Here is a 19,941-nt window from a genome sequence, read left to right as displayed (position 1 = left end):
TAAATCTCTATTTATAGTCAACATATTATTAATATATTTTATACTCTTTTATACTATAAGTCTTTTCTTTTCAATTTTAATTTACAAAGTATTAACCCAAAAAGTAATAAAACAATACTAGCGTTTCCTTTTTCCTTCGTTTGTTTCTTTCCAGTATTCGGCAATTCTATTTTGCTTGCTTTCACCTGTTTCTTAATTACAGATTGTTTTTTAATATTTTCATTTTCAAATTCATAAACTGAATTTTCTTGTTTGTTGTAATTATTTAGGTCATAAACCAAACCTTTAAATTTCGGAATTATAAAATGAATAATTTCACTTTCATCGCTATTCCCGAATGTACTACTTACTAGTAATTCTTTGAAATTTTGGGACATTTGATAATCAATTGTAACTGTACCAGTTTTACGATCTATTTGAATTCCATTCATTTTCTTATTAAGTTTCCACTGATTATCAACTTTTGTCGCAATAAGTTCTTTATCAGCATTATTAGCCGAACTTATAATTTGTATTTTCATCTTATCTATTTTCCCATTTGGTTTAATAGAAACTGATTTTTTATCTCTATCCCATGTGATTATTGGCGGCATAGGTTTACTTTGTTTCACAGGAACATTAGCAACTATTTTTTCACTTGGATCACTATTGCCATGGGTTTCACTCGCACCTACTTCACTTCTTTTTTGGACGCCTAGATAATTAACTGTTACTGCTCCACTCGCATTATCAATACTTATTCCTGTTGGTGTATCATTTAATGTCCATTGGTTGCCTACTTTAGTTGCGATAACCTCTTTTGGATCGCCGTTTGGTGAGACGTAGTGAATTATCATCTTATCCGCATCACTTTGAGGTGTAATTGTTACACTCGCACTCGCTTCATCAGATATGATCGTTGGTGCTTTTGGTGTTGCTTCTTTTAATGGTACATTTGCATGTGCTTCAGTGCTAGCGTCACTATTACCATGTGTTTCGCTTGCACTTACTTCGCTACCGTTTTGGATACCTTGATAACCTACTGTTATCGCACCGTTCGAATTGTTGATACTAATTCCTGTTGGAACTTCATTTAATGTCCATTGGTTGCCTACTTTGGTTGCGACAACTTCTTTTGGATCGCCATTTGGTGCCACATAATGTACGGTCATCTTATCCGCATCACCTTGCGGTACTACCGTTACACTCGCGTTCGTTTCATCAGATATGATCGTTGGTGCTTTTGGTGTTGCTTCTTTCACTGGTACATTCGCTCTCGCTTCTGGACTTGCATCACTGTTACCGTGGGTTTCACTCGCGCTTACTTCGCTACCATTTTGAACTCCTTGGTAATTCACTGTCACTGCGCCATTCATGTTATCGATACTAATTCCTGTTGGAACTTCATTTAATGTCCATTGATTGTCTACTTTGGTTGCCACAACTTCTTTTGGATCGCCGTTTGGCGCAATATACTGTACTGTCATCTTATCTGAATCACCTTGCGGTATTACCGTTACACTCGCATTTGCTTCGTCTTGGGTAACAACTGGCGCCATCGGCGTTGCTTCTTTCACTGGAACATTCGCTCTCGCTTCTGGACTCGCATCACTATTACCATGTGTTTCGCTTGCACTGACTTCGCTATTGTTTTGTACGCCTTGATAACCTACTGTTACTGCTCCACTTGTATTATCAATACTTATTCCAGTCGGTGTCTCATTTAATGTCCATTGGTTACCTGTTTTTGTTGCGATTACTTCCTTCGTATCTCCATTTGGCGCTACATAATGAATTGTCATTTTATCTGCATCAGCTTGTGGTGTGACTGTTACACTTGCACTCGCTTCATCTGGTGTTATCACTGGCGCCGTTGGCGTTGCTTCTTTCAATGGTACATTCGCTCTCGCTTCTGGACTTGCGTCACTATTGCCGCGGGTTTCGCTTGCACTTACTTCACTACCATTTTGGACGCCTTGGTAATTCACTGTCACTGCACCGCTCGCATTATCAATACTTATTCCAGTCGGTGTCTCATTTAATGTCCATTGATTACCTACTTTAGTTGCGATAACTTCTTTCGCATCTCCATTTGGCGTAATATAGTGCACTGTCATCTTATCTGAATCACCTTGTGGTGTAACTGTTACACTCGCATTTGCTTCATCCGGTGTTATCACTGGCGCCGTCGGCGTTGCTTCTTTTAATGGCACATTCGCTCGTGCTTCTGGACTTGCATCACTATTACCATGTGTTTCGCTTGCACTTACTTCACTACCATTTTGAATACCTTGATATCCTACTGTTACTGCACCGCTCGCATTATCGATACTGATTCCTGTTGGCGTCTCATTTAATTTCCACTGATTGCCTACTTTTGTTGCGATTACTTCTTTTGGATCGCCGTTTGGCGCAATATAGTGCACCGTCATTTTATCTGCATCACCTTGTGGTATGACTGTTACACTCGCATTCACTTCATCTTGGGTAACAACAGGCGCCGTCGGCGTTGCTTCTTTCACTGGTACATTCGCTCGTACTTCTGGACTCGCATCACTATTACCATGTGTTTCGCTTGCACTTACTTCGCTACCGTTTTGGATACCTTGATAACCTACTGTTATCGCACCGTTCGAATTGTTGATACTAATTCCTGTTGGAACTTCATTTAATGTCCATTGGTTGCCTACTTTGGTTGCGACAACTTCTTTTGGATCGCCATTTGGTGCCACATAATGTACGGTCATCTTATCCGCATCACCTTGCGGTACTACCGTTACACTCGCGTTCGTTTCATCAGATATGATCGTTGGTGCTTTTGGTGTTGCTTCTTTCACTGGTACATTTGCTCTCGCTTCTGGACTTGCGTCACTATTGCCATGACTCTCATTAGCTGTGACTTCACTTCCGTTTTGGATACCTTGATATCCTACTGTTACTGCACCGCTCGCATTATCGATACTGATTCCTGTTGGCGTCTCATTTAATATCCACTGATTGCCTACTTTTGTTGCGATTACTTCTTTTGGATCGCCGTTTGGCGCAATATAGTGCACCGTCATTTTATCTGCATCACCTTGTGGTATGACTGTTACACTCGCATTCACTTCATCTTGGGTAACAACAGGCGCCATTGGCGTTGCTTCTTTCACTGGTACATTCGCTCTCGCTTCTGGACTTGCGTCACTGTTACCATGACTCTCATTGGCTGTGACTTCACTTCCATTTTGGACGCCTTGATAGCCTACTGTTACTGCTCCGCTCGTATTATCGATACTAATTCCTGTTGGTATCTCATTTAATGTCCACTGATTGCCTACTTTAGTTGCGATAACTTCTTTCGCATCTCCATTTGGCGCAACATAGTACACTGTCATCTTATCCGCATCACCTTGCGGTACTACCGTTACACTCGCATTCGCTTCATCAGATATGATTGTTGGCGCCATTGGCGTTGCTTCTTTCACTGGTACATTCGCTCTCGCTTCTGGACTTGCGTCACTGTTACCATGACTCTCATTGGCTGTGACTTCACTTCCATTTTGGACGCCTTGATAGCCTACTGTTACTGCGCCACTTGTATTATCAATACTTATTCCAGTCGGTGTCTCATTTAATGTCCATTGATTACCTACTTTAGTTGCGATTACTTCTTTTGGATCGCCATTCGGTGCCACATAATGAATTGTCATCTTATCTGAATCAACTTGTGGTGTAACAGTTACACTCGCATTTGCTTCGTCTGGTGTAATTGTTGGCGCCGTTGGCGTTGCTTCTTTTATCGGTACATTCGCTCTCGCTTCTGGACTTGCGTCACTGTTACCGTGGATTTCGCTTGCACTCACTTCGCTACCATTTTGAACGCCTTGGTAATTCACTGTCACTGCGCCATTCGTGTTATCGATACTTATTCCAGTCGGTGTCTCATTTAACGTCCACTGATTACCTGTTTTTCTTGCGACAACCTCCTTCGCATCGCCATTCGGTGCCACATAATGGACTGTCATCTTATCCGCATCACCTTGCGGTATTACCGTTACACTCGCATTCGCTTCATCAGATATGATTGTTGGTGCTTTTGGTGTCGCTTCTTTTACTGGCACGTTCGCTCGTACTTCTGGACTCGCATCACTATTGCCATGACTCTCATTAGCTGTGACTTCACTTCCGTTTTGGATACCTTGATATCCTACTGTTACTGCACCGCTCGCATTATCGATACTGATTCCTGTTGGCGTCTCATTTAATATCCACTGATTGCCTACTTTTGTTGCGATTACTTCTTTTGGATCGCCGTTTGGCGCAATATAGTGCACCGTCATTTTATCTGCATCACCTTGTGGTATGACTGTTACACTCGCATTCACTTCATCTTGGGTAACAACAGGCGCCGTCGGCGTTGCTTCTTTCACTGGTACATTCGCTCTTACTTCTGGACTTGCATCACTATTACCATGTGTTTCGCTTGCGCTGACTTCGCTGCCATTTTGAATGCCTTTATAACTGACAGTTACTACGCCACTTGTATTATCGATACTGATACCTGTTGGTATCTCATTTAATGTCCACTGATTGCCTACTTTAGTTGCGATAACCTCTTTTGGATCGCCATTCGGTGTCACATAATGAATTGTCATCTTATCTGAATCAACTTGTGGTGTAACTGTTACACTCGCATTTGCTTCATCTGGTGTTATCACTGGCGCCATCGGCGTTGCTTCTTTCAATGGTACATTTGCTCTCGCTTCTGGACTTGCGTCACTATTGCCATGTGTTTCACTCGCGCTTACTTCGCTACCATTTTGGATGCCTTGATAACTGACAGTTACTGCTCCGCTCGTATTATCGATACTAATTCCTGTTGGTATCTCATTTAATGTCCACTGATTGCCTACTTTAGTTGCGATAACTTCTTTCGCATCTCCATTTGGCGCAACATAGTACACTGTCATCTTATCCGCATCACCTTGCGGTACTACCGTTACACTCGCATTCGCTTCATCAGATATGATTGTTGGCGCCATTGGCGTTGCTTCTTTCACTGGTACATTCGCTCTCGCTTCTGGACTTGCGTCACTGTTACCATGACTCTCATTGGCTGTGACTTCACTTCCATTTTGGACGCCTTGATAGCCTACTGTTACTGCGCCACTTGTATTATCAATACTTATTCCAGTCGGTGTCTCATTTAATGTCCATTGATTACCTACTTTAGTTGCGATTACTTCTTTTGGATCGCCATTCGGTGCCACATAATGAATTGTCATCTTATCTGAATCAACTTGTGGTGTAACAGTTACACTCGCATTTGCTTCGTCTGGTGTTATCACTGGCGCCGCCGGCGTTGCTTCTTTCACTGGAACATTCGATCTAGCTTCTGGACTTGTATCACTATTTCCATGTGTTTCGCTTGCTCTGACTTCGCTACCGTTTTGTACGCCTTGATAACCTACTGTTACTGCGCCACTCGTGTTATCGATACTTATTCCAGTCGGTGTCTCGTTTAATGTCCACTGATTGCCTACTTTAGTTGCGATTACTTCTTTCGTATCTCCATTTGGTGCCACATAATGCACCGTCATTTTATCCGCATCACCTTGTGGTGTAACTGTTACACTCGCATTTGGTTCATCTGTTGTTATCACTGGCGCCATCGGCGTTGCTTCTTTTATCGGTACATTTGCTCTTACTTCTGGACTTGCGTCACTGTTGCCATGTGTTTCGCTTGCGCTGACTTCGCTACCGTTTTGTACTCCTTGATAACCTACTGTTACTGCGCCACTTGTATTATCGATACTGATGCCAGTCGGTGTCTCGTTTAATGTCCACTGATTGCCTACTTTAGTTGCGACAACTTCCTTCGCATCTCCATTTGGTGCCACATAATGCACCGTCATTTTATCCGCATCACCTTGTGGTGTAACTGTTACACTCGCATTTGGTTCATCTGTTGTTATCACTGGCGCCATCGGCGTTGCTTCTTTTATCGGTACATTTGCTCTTACTTCTGGACTTGCGTCACTGTTGCCGTGGGTTTCGCTTGCGCTGACTTCGCTACCATTTTGGACACCTTGATAGCCTACTGTTACTGCGCCACTTGTGTTATCGATACTGATGCCAGTCGGTGTCTCGTTTAATGTCCACTGATTGCCTACTTTAGTTGCGATAACTTCTTTTGGATCGCCGTTTGGTGCCACATAATGCACCGTCATTTTATCCGCATCACCTTGTGGTGTAACTGTTACACTCGCATTTGCTTCATCTGTTGTTATCACTGGCGCCGTCGGCGTTGCTTCTTTCACTGGCACATTTGCTCTCGCTTCTATACTTGCGTCACTGTTACCGTGGGTTTCGCTTGCGCTGACTTCGCTACCATTTTGGACACCTTGATAGCCTACTGTTACTGCGCCACTTGTGTTATCGATACTTATTCCAGTCGGTGTCTCATTTAATGTCCATTGGTTGCCTACTTTAGTTGCGACAACTTCCTTCGCATCTCCATTTGGCGCAATGTAATGCACTGTCATCTTATCTGAATCACCTTGTGGTGTGACTGTTACACTTACATTCGCTTCGTCTGGTGAAATTGTTGGCGCCGCCGGCGTTGCTTCTTTCACCGGTACATTCGCTCTCGCTTCTGGACTTGCATCACTATTGCCATGACTCTCATTGGCTGTGACTTCACTTCCGTTTTGGATACCTTGATAGCTTACTGTCACTGCGCCACTTGTATTATCGATACTAATTCCTGTTGGTGTCTCGTTTAGTGTCCATTGATCGCCTGTCTTTGTTGCGATAACTTCTTTTGGATCGCCATTCTGTGCCACATAATGTACAGTCATCTTATCCGCATCACCTTGTGGTGTGACTGTTACACTCGCATCCGCTTCATCTGGTGTTATCAATGGCGCCGTTGGCGTTGCTTCTTTCACTGGCATATTTGCTCTCGCTTCTGGACTTGCATCACTGTTGCCATAACTCTCATTGGCTGTGACTTCACTTCCATTTTGAACGCCTTGGTAATTCACTGTTACTGCGCCACTTGTATTATCAATACTTATTCCAGTCGGTGTATCGTTTAGTGTCCATTGATCTCCTGTTTTTGTTGCGATTACTTCCTTCGCATCTCCATTCGGTGCCACATAATGCACGGTCATCTTATCTGCATCACCTTGTGGTGTAACTGTTACACTTGCATTTGCTTCATCTGGTGTTATCACTGGTTCTGGTGGTGTATTTTGTTTTAAAGGAACATTTTTTCTAACCTCATCACTTGGGTCACTATTACCACTTGTATCATATGCAGAAACTTCACTTCCGTTTTGTACACCTTGATAATTGACTGTCACAGAACCATTTGTATTATCAATACTAAAACCTGTTGGTGTGTCATTCAATCTCCATTGATTTCCTGCTTTAGTAGCAATAACTTCCTTAGTATCTCCATTTGGCGCAATATAGTGCACTGTCATCTTATCAGAATCTCCTTGTGGAGTAACCGTTAAACTTGCATTTGCTTCATTAGTAGTCATTACTGGTGTAGAAGGTGTAAGCCGTTTAAGTTTGATTTTTTCGTGTTCAATTTCTGTAGTAATTTGATTGATAAAATCTTGATTTTTTCTATCTGCCATTGGCACATTATTGTTAGCTTCATCTAAAATAGCTTTTGCTTCATCAAGTTTTAGTTTTAAATTATTAACTGAAACTGTTGTATAATCGGCTTCATTAATTGTATCCAAATATTGTTTCGTATCATTATATTTGTTTCTTAAGTCTTCTTTATACATTAATATCGCAACTTGTTGTTGCTCTACTTCATCTATACCTGATTTTTGTCTATCATTTCCTCGGAATGAAGCATCTGTTCTATAAGTTACATTTCCATCTAAATCTACAATACTTGGTTTAATAGCTGGAAAATCAACTGTATACGATATCGTCTTAGTGGTGCCAGCAGCTACTTTTCCTGCATTAAGCGTTAATAAACTTGTTGCCTCATTATAGTTTGTACTCGCGTTTGTTGCAGAAACAAATTTTGTTCCTTGAGGTAATGTTACTCGATAAATAGTTTCATTTGAGCTTGTATGACCTTTATTTTCAAGAATTACTGTAATCGTGCCACGTGCATAATTTGAAGTTGATGATTCACTCGTAAAATCGTATTTGACTTCAGTTACTCTAGATACAACATAAGCACCACTATTAACATTAACCCTACTAACAGCACCACCATACATGTAATTTGGATTATCTCCAAAACCATACGCACTACTTGTTTGGTTAGAAGTTAATGTGTATGAATTTGAAATTGGAATAAAAGATAGTCTAACTCTGTTAACATCACTCGGTATATTAATCATGAGATTAAGCTTTCCAGTTGGGTATTTACCCATACCATTTATTTGTTTATCAAATAATACTCGATTACCGTCTGGCGTTGTAATTTTGGCTTTTACACCAGGCCAAGCATTAATTGTTGCTAAAGCTGATGATATGAAATCTACGACTAATTCTGAATTAGGTGCAACATCAATATCTTGATAAATACCAGCTACTCTAGGGTCAGGTACACGTCTTTCAAATCCATCTGTAGTTCTTGCTAGCACGACACCATAAGGCGCAGAACTATCACTCATAAATGTTGGGTAGTTTCTAACTTTAGTAGTCATTACAATTGGAAATTCTTTATCTGGATCTGTAGATAAACTCGTCCATCCTATAACATCTTTAACAACCGTTAAACTTGTATTTTGATTGGGTAAATTCCCTCCAGAAACTTGATCAAAGTGTCCGTTAATCACACCTGTATTAGTTTCATTGTATTTTAATGGGTCATTGCTGTTTTGATTAGGTACAGCTCTAAAACTTGTACCGTTTGATTGTCGTACAACGTGAGAATGTTGATTATTTCTTGATGGTTCTGTATTTGTTGCTGGTATACCTTTATTGTCATTTTGTTCTTTTCTAATTTGAAATTCATTATTATTCTTTTTTCTTTTTAATTTAGATGCACTGTTAATAAAATTTCTGTAATAGTCATCAATTTCTGATTGAGTAGATTGATTTTGTAAAAATTTTTCAGCATTAGAAATATCATTGCTAAATTCTTTTATTGATTCATCTGTTTTATCATCTAAATTTATTTTTTTATACTGTTGAATTAATTGTTTTAATTGATCATTATTTCCACTTATTGATTGATTAGAAGTCACCTGTTTATGATCCATTTTTTGCGCTGCTTCATTGTTTGTATTATTTGGTGTTCCATTTGGTGTTTCATTTATTTTTTCGTTATTTTGATTAAGTTGTTTCTCATCTTGCTTATCTTCAATCACTTTACTATTTGTATAGTTAATTTCTATTTCATTAGGTTGATTGATTTCTGCTGCATTTGCCATATTGGAATGTCCAAATATTAAATACAAAGAAGCTACAGTAATACTTGTTACGCCATACCCTTTTAATTTTCTAATGGAAAAATAGTTTATTTTTTTATTTTCTTGGTTGTCTTTTCTAGGGTGTTTCAATTATGACTTCCTCCTCGTTATTTGATTGTCAAAAAGAATAAAGTATTAATTCAAGCTAACATATCGACTTCGAATTAAAACATTTATTTATAAAAATCACAATAAATAATATAACACTTAAGAAGTGGTGTCACAACTATTTTGTTCTATGTATTTTTTGCTATTTTATTTGAAAAAGTTGTTATTATTTATACTAACTAGCTTAAAAACGCATAATTTTCGATAAATAAAAAACTTTCTAGTGTAATATATCACTAGAAAGTTTTTATTATCTTTATGTCTAATTTATGAAGTTTTTATCAATTGCCCAATGCGATGGAGTGAACTTACATCATACCTGGCATGCCGCCACTCATTCCAGCTTGTTCTGATTGATCTTTTTCTGGAATAGTTGCTACTACTGCTTCTGTTGTTAAGAACATTGCTGCTACACTTGCTGCATGTTGTAATGCTGAACGTGTTACTTTGGTAGGGTCTACAATACCTTCTTCAAGCATATTAACCCATTCATTTGTTGCTGCATTGAAGCCAACGCCTGCATCTGCATTTTTAAGACGTTCTACAATAATGGAACCTTCTAAGCCAGCATTTTCTGCAATTTGTCTAACTGGTGCTTGCAATGCTTTTAGAACAATATTAACGCCTGTTTCAACATCGCCAGTTGCATCAATTTCGCTTACTTTTTTATAAATATTTACTAACGCTGTTCCACCACCAGCTACGATACCTTCTTCAACAGCTGCTCTAGTTGAGTTTAAAGCATCTTCAATACGTAATTTGCGTTCTTTTAATTCAGTTTCACTAGCAGCACCTACTTTGATTACTGCAACACCACCAGCTAATTTAGCAAGACGTTCTTGTAGTTTTTCTCTATCAAAGTCAGAATCAGTTTCTTCAATTTGTGCTTTGATTTGGTTAACTCTTGCATCGATATTATTTTCATCACCGTCTCCATCAACGACAGTCGTATTATCTTTAGTAACTTCAACTTTATTAGCGCTACCTAACATATCAATTGAAGCATCTTTTAATTCTAATCCTAAATCATCTGTAATGACTTGTGCACCTGTTAAGATTGCTAAGTCTTCTAACATTGCTTTACGACGATCTCCAAATCCTGGTGCTTTAACTGCTACTGCTGTAAATGTACCTCTCATACGGTTTAATACAATATTAGTTAATGCATCGCCTTCTACTTCATCAGCTACAATTAAAATTGGACGATTAGATTGAACAACTTGTTCTAATAAAGGTAAAATATCTTGGAAAGAAGAAATTTTCTTATCAGTAACTAAAATATATGGGCGTTCTAATTCCGCAATCATTTTATCTGAGTCAGTGACCATATATGGTGATTGGTAACCTCTATCAAACTGCATACCTTCTACAACTTCTAATTCAGTATTAAAACCACTAGATTCTTCTATAGTAATAACACCGTCATTGCCTACTTTTTCCATAGCTTCCGAAATATATTTACCAATTTCTTCATCTGCTGCAGAAATGGCACCTACTTGAGCAATTTCATTTTTATTTTCTACTTTTTGAGAAATCTCATGTAAAGCTTCAACCGCTACTTGAACTGCTTTATCAATACCTTGTCTTAAACCTACAGGGTTTGCACCACTAGTTACGTTTTTTAATCCTTCTTGAATCATTGCTTGTGCTAATACTGTTGCAGTTGTAGTACCATCACCAGCAATTTCATTCGTTTTGTTAGCTACTTCTTGAACTAATTTTGCGCCCATATTTTCATACGGATCTTCTAATTCAATTTCTTTTGCAATTGTAACACCATCATTTGTAATTAACGGCGCTGTATATTCTTTATCTAATACAACATTGCGTCCTTTTGGTCCAATTGTCACTTTCACGGCATTTGCCAATTTATCTACACCACGTAACATTGCTTGACGTGCGTCTTCTGAGAATTTTAAATCTTTAGCCATTATGTCTAACCTCCAGTATTGTCAATCTACTTACTTTTTATAATACGTTTATTTTATGCTTCAATAATTGCTAAAATGTCATCTTCATTTAATACGATGAATGTTTCATCGCCACGTTTAACTTCTGTTCCTGCATATTGTTGGAATACTATAGTATCCCCTTCTTTTACTTCAGGAGCAACTCTAGAACCATCGTCTAATAAGCGACCTTTTCCGACTGCTTTAACGATGCCTTCATTTGATTTTTCTTTAGCACTATCTGTTAATACGATACCACTTTTAGTTGTTTGTTCTTGTTCTTTTCTTTCAATAATCACACGATTTCCTAATGGTTTAAGCATGATTGTTCCTCCTTGTTGAGTACGAATTTTAGCACTTAAACTTTTAGAGTGCTAAACTACTTTTATAATAATCAAATTTGGTCAATATTTCAAGCAGGACGGCTCTGAATTTATTTTGTACATAATGATTATTTACGATAAAATAAACTATAAACAGAAAATCGGAGGTCCAATATGAAAAGATTTTGGGTGTCATTATTAACAGTATTAATTTATGCCTTAGCTCAATTTTTACCAGGCATGTTATTACGAAGTGGATTAATCCATCCAGAAAAAGGTATGGAAACAACTCAATTTATGATATATACACAAGTATCATTATTTATTATTGCTGCTATATTAATCATATTAATTAACTTATATATAAAAAATCCTACTCGATTGGAAGCAGGTCATAAAGAATCTAAACGATACATCATCAGTTGGGCATTACTTGGATTTTGTATCGTCATGGTATATCAAGTTATTGTAAGTTTAATTTATACATTAGTTTTAGGACAACAACAACAAAGTCCTAATACTGAGCGATTAATGGCTATAGCTAAACAAATGCCGGTCTTTATTATTTTAATTTCAGTAGTTGGTCCAATTTTAGAAGAATATGTATTTAGAAAAGTGCTTTTTGGCGAATTATATAATGCTATCAAAGGTAATCGTATCCTTGCGTTTCTAATAGCTTCCATTGTAAGCTCACTTCTTTTTGCATTAGCACATAATGATATTAAATTCTTACCTATGTATTTCGGTATGGGAATGTTGTTCTCATTAGCTTATGCATATACTAATAGAATCGCTATACCGATTGGCATTCACATGTTACAAAACGGTACCGTTGTCATTATGCAAGTCTTCGGTGGTGAAACACTTAAAAAAGTACAAGAACAAGCGAACTTTATCATCCAAATTATATTTAATTAAATATAAATTAATAGAGCCAGTCACTCATATGTACTGAATCCCAAAGTTGTACTTTGGTTTAGTATAATAAAGTGATTGGCTCTATTTTAATATTACTATTTTATTTTGCACCTTCATCATGCTTACGACGTTTTAAAAGAAATGCAATGATTACACCAATGAATATTGCAACAATACTTGTACCTAATGTCATTAATAATCGATTAGTTTTCTGCTCTTTTTGATAACTTTCTTTTTGTTGATTTGATGTACTTATTTTGTCATCGCTATGATTTTTGAAAGAACTTTTATCACTTGATTCTTTATCTTCAGGTTTCTTCAAATCAGGCATAGATCCTATATCACCAGTAATTAAAGCTAAGACTTGATCATCTAAATTTTTATAATATTTCTTTGAATCTAATGGATTAAAATACTGAAATCTAAAATAATTAGATGATTGTTGTAATGAATTTAAATATTGATTTCCACTAAAAGTTTCTTTTCTAAAAATATTATAAATATCCTTATCTGAAACAGCACCATTGGAGTTATCAAGTTGATGTATTTGATGAATCACAAATGGATTATATTTGTATGAACCTTCCGCTAATGAGTTAAATCTTCTTATTAAAGACTGTTGATTGGATGTATGCTCAAAGCCTTTTTGATTGTTTAAAATCGAATCCGGTCTTTGCCACATGAAACGATTGCTATCATAATTAGGTGTATTAGATTGTGACTGATAATGTGAATTTGATTTTCTCACAGGTCCTAAAACTTGATTTTGAGTATCGTATCGAGGCATTAATTGAACTGAATTATGATTAGAATTCTGATATTGACCATTTCTTATATTTTGGTTATTTGTATTTTGCCAATGATTGGGTCTTTGATAATTTGGCTGACCTTGATTCTTAGATCCTGGTCCATTAGTTTGATGATTCGAATTATCTATACCAGGGGATTGTGAATTTCCACCTTGAGATGTTTGTTGACCATGATTTGTTGGTGGTTGCTGGTTGCCTGGTTTAGGTTGTTGATGATTATTTTGTCCTGAACCAGGTTGTGTACTCGGTTTACCACCATTTGGTTTGTCTGTATTATTAGATCCATTGGGTTTGTCTTGTCCATTTTGGTTAGACCCAGGCTTGTCAGTATTGTTGTTTCCATTTTGGTTTGAATTAGAATCATCATTTTTTCCATTATCATTGTTGTCTTTATCATTTGGATTATCATCAGGTTTAGTACCCGGTTTATCTTGGTTTGAATTAGAATCTTGATTATTATCTGCCCCATCATTTTGGTTATCATTTGGCTTATCTTGGCCATCATCAGTCTGATCCTGACCATCTTGATTTCCAGGTTTATCATTATTATCAGAAGATCCACCGTTTGAATTAGAGTTATCGTTTGAATCGGAACCATCATCTTGTCCTGAATTTTGGTTATCATCTTTACTACCGTCTGAAGTATTATTACTATTATTTGGATTATTTTGATCTTGGTTAGATTGATTTGAATCATCTTGATTTGAATCAGAAGGTTGAGACGTATCCTTTTTATCATTAGTTGATGGTTCATTATTATTACTATCATTTGTTGTATTATCAGTTTTATTCTGATCATTGTTATTCCGATTTGAATCACTTGTTTGAGTTGTATCTGATTGAGGTGGCTTATTTGAATTATCAGCAGCAAAAACTGACGGATTTAGAAATGATGTACTTAATATTAATGCAAATCCAGGTACCATTAATTTATGTTTTAACTTTTTCTGCATCAAAAGTCACCTCCTATTATTATTTCTCTACTAAACCAAGTATATATAAAGTAATCAAAGAATGCATTGATATATGTTTATTGATAAAAAATATTAATATTTTTGAAATTTTCCAGTAATTATTAGTTTACTTTGCCGAGTATAATATTTATACTTAAGGTATAAATAGTTCTTAACTATAACAAAGGAGATTGATTATGGGTTTATTTAATAAAAAGAACAATGACGTTTCATTTAATGACGCTATGGAGCAAAGACGCACAATATACAATTTAGAAAGTACTATTTCAATTGACGATTCAGAGTTAGAAGAGTTAATTGCACATGCAGTTAAACATGTACCTTCAGCATTCAATTCTCAATCTACTCGTATCGTTTTATTATTAAATGATAAAAATGAAAAATTCTGGGAAAACACGAAAGCTATTTTAAAAGAAACAATGGGTCCAGACCGTGATTTTGAACCTACACGTCAAAAAATTGATAACTTCAAACATTCATACGGAACGATTCTTTACTATGAAGATCAAGATGTTATTACAGGATTACAAGAAAAAATGCCAAACTTCTATGACAATTTTGAAATTTGGTCTAATCAAACAAATGCTATGCATCAATATGCGATTTGGACTGCATTAGCAACTAAGGGTATTGGTGCTTCATTACAACATTATAATCCAATCGTTGACGAAGCAACTGCAAATGAATTTGGCATTCCTAAAACATGGAAATTAGTAGCTCAAATGCCATTTGGTAATGTACGTGAGCAAGCTGGCGAGAAAGATATTAAACCAGTTGAACCACGCTTCCTTATTAAAAAATAATTAAATCATTTAAATTTTAAGTGGGTGTATATTTCGTACAGAAATTACCCCACTTTTTTGCTATCTAGATTTAATTTTAGTATCTTATAATTAACCATTTAAGAGGAGTGATATATATGAAAGTTCAACTATTTCAAATATATATCGAATATGGACAATCTGAGAAAAATATGGCAAAAATTGAACAATGGTTTCAAGATAAATTAGAGAGCGACACAGATGTTGTAGTTATCCCTGAAATGTGGAACAACGGCTACGCATTAGAGAAATTAAATGATTTAGCAGATGAAAACTTAAACAATAGTTTGCCATTTATTAAGAATCTAGCTCAAAGGTATCATGTTGATATTGTTGCAGGCTCTGTATCAAATAAAGTTGATCAAAATATTTATAATACAGCCTTTACAGTTTCATCTAATGGTAAATGTATTAATCATTATAATAAAATACATTTAGTTCCAATGTTAAGAGAACCTGATTTTATGTCGCCAGGTGTGAAAGTTCCCGAACCTTTTGCTTTGTCTGATGGGACTTTGGCTACTCAAATTATTTGCTATGACCTAAGATTTCCAGAATTACTACGATATCCCGCTCGTAGCGGCGCAAAAGTAGCTTTTTATGTTGCACAGTGGCCAACAGTAAGATTAAATCATTGGCTCGCTTTACTAAAAGCACGCGCAATTGAAAATGACATGTTCATTATCGGTACAAATAGTTGTGGCAATGATGGAGAAACAGATTATGCTGGGCATTCTATTGTTATCAATCCTAATGGTGAAATCATTGGAAGTTTAGAAAGTAAAGAAGATATTCTAAGTGTAAATATAGATATTAACGAAGTAACAAAGCAACGCCAATCAATTCCAGTATTTGATAACCTTAAACTTGATTTATATAAGTAATACATGAATTATTCCCACTCGATGATACTCATTGAGTGGTTTTTTGTCATCTATATGAATAAGCCGTGAGCTTGGGAGGGGCTCACGGCTTTTGATAACTTATTATTAAGGGAATGTTTTTACAGTTATTTTTTCAATCTATTTTTTGGGGATGTTATTAATTATGAAAAAATTTTAGTGAATTTATCTCTTTTTATAATGATAAATTGAATGTTGTTTTACGATAGCTTACATGTTAGAAAAATACCTAATTAAAGGTAGCTAAGAATAATACGTAACACTGAGTCCAAGGAAAACTACAGTCATATTAGTAAATGTTTGGTCACCTACTAATGTTGCAAGTTATTAAGTTGGGATGGCTTAATAACTCACCTTTTATACGAAGAAAACAAAGTTACAATGAATTTCTACTATTATTTAGTGAATTTTTTTACTGTATCTAAAATCCATTTTACAAAATCACCAATTGTTGAAATGATATCTGCAGTCATTGAAATCACTCCTTCCATTTGAATTATTGTAAACCCTAAATACTCATCTTAACTAACTAGAAAAAATTATTTTTGGAATTTTTTCACAGTGTTAATGATTAATTTTACTAAATCACCGATTGTTGAAATGATATCTGCTGCCATTGAAATCACTCCTTCCTTCAAGTAATGGAACTAGAATTACTTTGAAAAATAATTCTAATAAGTAGATTAAGCAAATTTTCAACTCTATTTCCATCACATCTCTGTGATATGAGTCTATTAAAACATGGTTATAACCCTTTGACTTAAAAAATTCCTAACTTGCAATATTTTATACTAAACTGTAAGCCTTTTTATGATAAAATACTTTTTAGAAAGTACATTATACAGTTAAGTATTTATTTTTGACAGTTAGGCATAAAATCCAAAATAAGTTGCGCAAAATTGTATAATGATACTTAAGGAGAGTAGTGAACAAGTGAAAATAATAGATAAAAAAATTGATCAATTTGCCAACTACTTACAACGTAGAAATAACTTGGATCGCATACAATTTCTAAAAGTTCGTTTAGGTATGCAAGTTGTAGTAAGTAATATAGCGAAATTTATAGTAACTTATGGGTTAGCGATAATATTTCATATTTTCTGGTATACGTTAACTGCACATCTTGCTTATGTTCTTATTCGTTTTTTTGCACATGGTGCACATGCAAAATCTTCACTATTATGTCATATACAAAATATTATTTTATTTATCATCATACCATGGTTAATAGTTGCATTTAAAATTAACTTCATAATATTTTTAATCATTTCAATATTTGGCTTAATATTTGTTTGGCTTTACGCACCAGCAGAAACGAAGAAACAACCTATACCTAAGCGTCTGATTAAGAGAAAGCATGTACTCTCCATCATTTTTTATATTTTATTAGTGATTTTAAGTATTATTATAGTAATGCCTTATTCTATCTTGATTTTGTATGGTATTACTTTATCAGCAATAAACTTATTACCCATTTTTATATCCAAGGAGGAGTAACATTATGGAATTCTTATTTAACTTCGTATTAAATATCTTCACTAAAATTTTTGAAACAATCGGCTTAGTTGCTGGTGCAAATCCATGCGTAATGTATTATGATGAACCAGAAGTACCTGAAGAATTAAGCAAAATCTATGAGTAAAAGTATATTTTGGAAAGTGTGTAAGTTATGGATCCATTAAATTTCTTACCTTTTGCAAGCATTCAGACAGCTTTATTAATATTTTTAACAAAAACTATTGTAAATCTTAAATTTTATTTAAAGGATTATTTATTCTCACTAGGATTAATAATCCTTTCTACTTTAATGTATTACTTTTTAGGAAATAGTTTCTTATTATTTTTAGTAGCTTTACTAATCATATTTTTCTACAGAAAAATAAAACTTTATTCAATTATCGTTGTATTAATTAGTAATTTGATAATGTATTTGACAAATTTTATTTCTGTTATTTTTTACCTAACTGCTAAGAATACCATTGAAAATAATATAATAGTATTCATTTCCTATTTTATAGTATTTATAACTTTAGCTATTATTTTAGGTTACTTTATCAAATTTTTATTTACTAAATTAAAAGAATCTTACCTATCAATTAATACTACTTATATTACAGTAATAGTTCTTGTATTAGCTATTTCTTTTATGTTCTTTTACATAATTTCTCAAACAGATATGAGCGCACCAAATAGTTTGAGATTATATGCTATTATTTTTGTTGGTTTAATTATCTTTTTAAGCATCATCATTTTCATTCTTTCAATGTTCACTTTACGTGAAATGCGTTATAAACGTAATCTTCAAGAGATTGAAACGTATTATGAATATACTTTGAAAATTGAATCTATTAATAATGAAATGCGTAAGTTTCGACATGACTATGTCAACATTCTTTCTACGATGTCTGAATTTATTCGTGAAGATGATATGACAGGCTTACGTCAGTATTTCAATGAACAAATTGTACCGATGAAAGATAACTTAGAAACACGTTCACTTAAACTTAATGGTATTGAGAAGCTCAAAGTTCGTGAAATCAAAGGTCTTATTACAACGAAGATCCTTCAAGCTCAAGAAAAAGAAATCGCGATTAGTATTGAAGTACCTGATGTTATTGAACGCATTGATATGAATACCATAGAATTAAGCCGTATGATTGGTATTACATTGGATAATGCGATTGAAGCATCAGAATCATTAGAAGATGCTCTTATTCGTATCGCCTTTTTCAAAGAAGATGAATCAGTAACGCTTATTATCATGAATAAATGTAAAGATAACATTCCTCGTGTGCATGAATTATTTGAAGAAGGTTTTTCTACAAAAGGTGATAATCGAGGTTTAGGTTTATCTACACTTAAAGAAATCACTGATAATAATGATAATGTATTATTAGATACAGTCATTGAAAATGGCTTTTTTATTCAAAAAATAGAAATAATCGATAAAGAATCATAAGGATGTGAAATCATGAAAATATTCATTTGCGAAGATGATCCAAAACAACGAGAAAATATGGCTTCAATTATTAAAAATTATATTATGATTGAGGAAAAGCCTATGGAGCTTGCTCTCGCAACTGATGATCCTTATGAAGTGCTTGAGCAATCCAAAAATATGAACGACATCGGTTGTTATTTCTTAGATATTCAACTTGAAGCTGATATTAATGGCATTAAATTAGGTAGTGAAATTCGAAAACATGATCCCGTAGGTAATATCATTTTTGTAACAAGTCATAGTGAATTAACATATCTCACTTTCGTTTATAAAGTGGCTGCAATGGATTTTATATTCAAAGATGATCCTGCAGAACTGAAAACACGTATTATCGATTGTTTAGAAACAGCTCACACAAGACTCAAATTATTATCTAAAGAAAGTAATGTAGAAACAATTGAGTTAAAGCGTGGTAGTAATTCAGTTTATGTACAATATGACGATATTATGTTTTTCGAATCATCTAGTAAATCACACCGATTAATTGCACATTTAGATAATAGACAAATCGAATTTTATGGTAATCTTAAAGAATTAAGTCAATTAGATGATCGTTTCTTTAGATGCCATAATAGCTTTGTGATTAATAGGAGAAATATTGAGTCCATTGATTCTAAAGAACGCATTGTCTATTTTAAAAATAAAGAGCACTGTTATGCATCAGTTCGTAATGTCAAAAAGATATAATTCCATTAATAATATAAATAATCAACCATCCGT

General features: G+C 35.0%; 13 protein-coding genes. 7 read left to right on the top strand and 6 right to left on the bottom strand.

Annotated elements, in window-relative coordinates:
* Window positions 1-53: 53 nt before the first annotated feature.
* From LPC11_RS04425 to groES, 3 genes are all read right to left on the bottom strand, one after another.
* On the bottom strand, window positions 54-9,506 hold the full coding sequence (locus tag LPC11_RS04425; RefSeq protein WP_231307366.1) for a SasC/FmtB family protein: 9,453 nt from the start codon (window positions 9,504-9,506) through the stop codon (window positions 54-56).
* Window positions 9,507-9,832: 326 nt separating this feature from the next.
* Window positions 9,833-11,455, bottom strand: a complete 1,623-nt coding sequence (gene groL, locus LPC11_RS04420; RefSeq protein WP_023373228.1) for a chaperonin GroEL — start codon at window positions 11,453-11,455, stop codon at window positions 9,833-9,835.
* A gap of 53 nt (window positions 11,456-11,508) precedes the next feature.
* Window positions 11,509-11,796, bottom strand: coding sequence for a co-chaperone GroES (gene groES, locus LPC11_RS04415; protein ID WP_023373230.1), 288 nt, complete (start codon window positions 11,794-11,796; stop codon window positions 11,509-11,511).
* 174 nt (window positions 11,797-11,970) lie between these two features.
* Between groES and mroQ the strand changes: the two genes are divergently transcribed.
* Entirely contained in the window at window positions 11,971-12,714 is a 744-nt protein-coding gene (gene mroQ / locus LPC11_RS04410; protein ID WP_023373232.1) for an intramembrane glutamic endopeptidase MroQ, read from the top strand.
* Between the two features lie 100 nt (window positions 12,715-12,814).
* Here the strand turns inward: mroQ and LPC11_RS04405 are convergent, their stop codons facing one another.
* Window positions 12,815-14,476: an SdrH family protein gene (locus LPC11_RS04405; protein ID WP_104681693.1), complete on the bottom strand. Its 1,662-nt coding sequence runs from the start codon at window positions 14,474-14,476 to the stop codon at window positions 12,815-12,817.
* Window positions 14,477-14,673: 197 nt separating this feature from the next.
* Between LPC11_RS04405 and LPC11_RS04400 the strand changes: the two genes are divergently transcribed.
* Both LPC11_RS04400 and LPC11_RS04395 read left to right on the top strand, forming a co-directional pair.
* Complete coding sequence (locus LPC11_RS04400) at window positions 14,674-15,300, top strand: nitroreductase family protein (protein ID WP_002466261.1); 627 nt, start codon at window positions 14,674-14,676, stop codon at window positions 15,298-15,300.
* 116 nt (window positions 15,301-15,416) lie between these two features.
* Entirely contained in the window at window positions 15,417-16,202 is a 786-nt protein-coding gene (locus LPC11_RS04395) for a carbon-nitrogen family hydrolase (protein ID WP_023373235.1), read from the top strand.
* 413 nt (window positions 16,203-16,615) lie between these two features.
* On the opposite strand, the gene LPC11_RS04390 is transcribed toward LPC11_RS04395, so the two are convergent.
* Both LPC11_RS04390 and LPC11_RS04385 read right to left on the bottom strand, forming a co-directional pair.
* Entirely contained in the window at window positions 16,616-16,693 is a 78-nt protein-coding gene (locus LPC11_RS04390; RefSeq protein WP_015364841.1) for a delta-lysin family phenol-soluble modulin, read from the bottom strand.
* A gap of 66 nt (window positions 16,694-16,759) precedes the next feature.
* Complete coding sequence (locus tag LPC11_RS04385; RefSeq protein WP_015364840.1) at window positions 16,760-16,837, bottom strand: delta-lysin family phenol-soluble modulin; 78 nt, start codon at window positions 16,835-16,837, stop codon at window positions 16,760-16,762.
* 316 nt (window positions 16,838-17,153) lie between these two features.
* Here LPC11_RS04385 and LPC11_RS04380 point away from each other — a divergent pair, with 316 nt between their 5' ends.
* From LPC11_RS04380 to agrA, 4 genes are read left to right on the top strand one after another with little or no spacing between them, the layout of a single operon-like run.
* Entirely contained in the window at window positions 17,154-17,717 is a 564-nt protein-coding gene (locus LPC11_RS04380; protein ID WP_041613618.1) for an accessory gene regulator AgrB, read from the top strand.
* Between the two features lie 4 nt (window positions 17,718-17,721).
* Window positions 17,722-17,862 carry a cyclic lactone autoinducer peptide AgrD gene (agrD, locus tag LPC11_RS04375; RefSeq protein WP_023373239.1) on the top strand — a complete coding sequence of 47 codons (141 nt, stop codon included), beginning with the start codon at window positions 17,722-17,724 and terminating at the stop codon, window positions 17,860-17,862.
* A gap of 27 nt (window positions 17,863-17,889) precedes the next feature.
* Complete coding sequence (gene agrC / locus LPC11_RS04370) at window positions 17,890-19,179, top strand: quorum-sensing sensor histidine kinase AgrC (RefSeq protein WP_023373241.1); 1,290 nt, start codon at window positions 17,890-17,892, stop codon at window positions 19,177-19,179.
* A gap of 12 nt (window positions 19,180-19,191) precedes the next feature.
* Window positions 19,192-19,908 carry a quorum-sensing response regulator AgrA gene (agrA, locus tag LPC11_RS04365; RefSeq protein ID WP_002466277.1) on the top strand — a complete coding sequence of 239 codons (717 nt, stop codon included), beginning with the start codon at window positions 19,192-19,194 and terminating at the stop codon, window positions 19,906-19,908.
* Window positions 19,909-19,941 lie beyond the last annotated feature (33 nt).

The organism is Staphylococcus sp. HL28 (genome assembly GCF_021117155.1).
In the GTDB taxonomy this organism is placed as follows: Bacteria; Bacillota; Bacilli; order Staphylococcales; family Staphylococcaceae; genus Staphylococcus; species Staphylococcus warneri.
The sequence above is the reverse complement of the archived record's forward strand: the minus strand, read 5'-3'. Positions and strand labels throughout refer to the sequence as shown.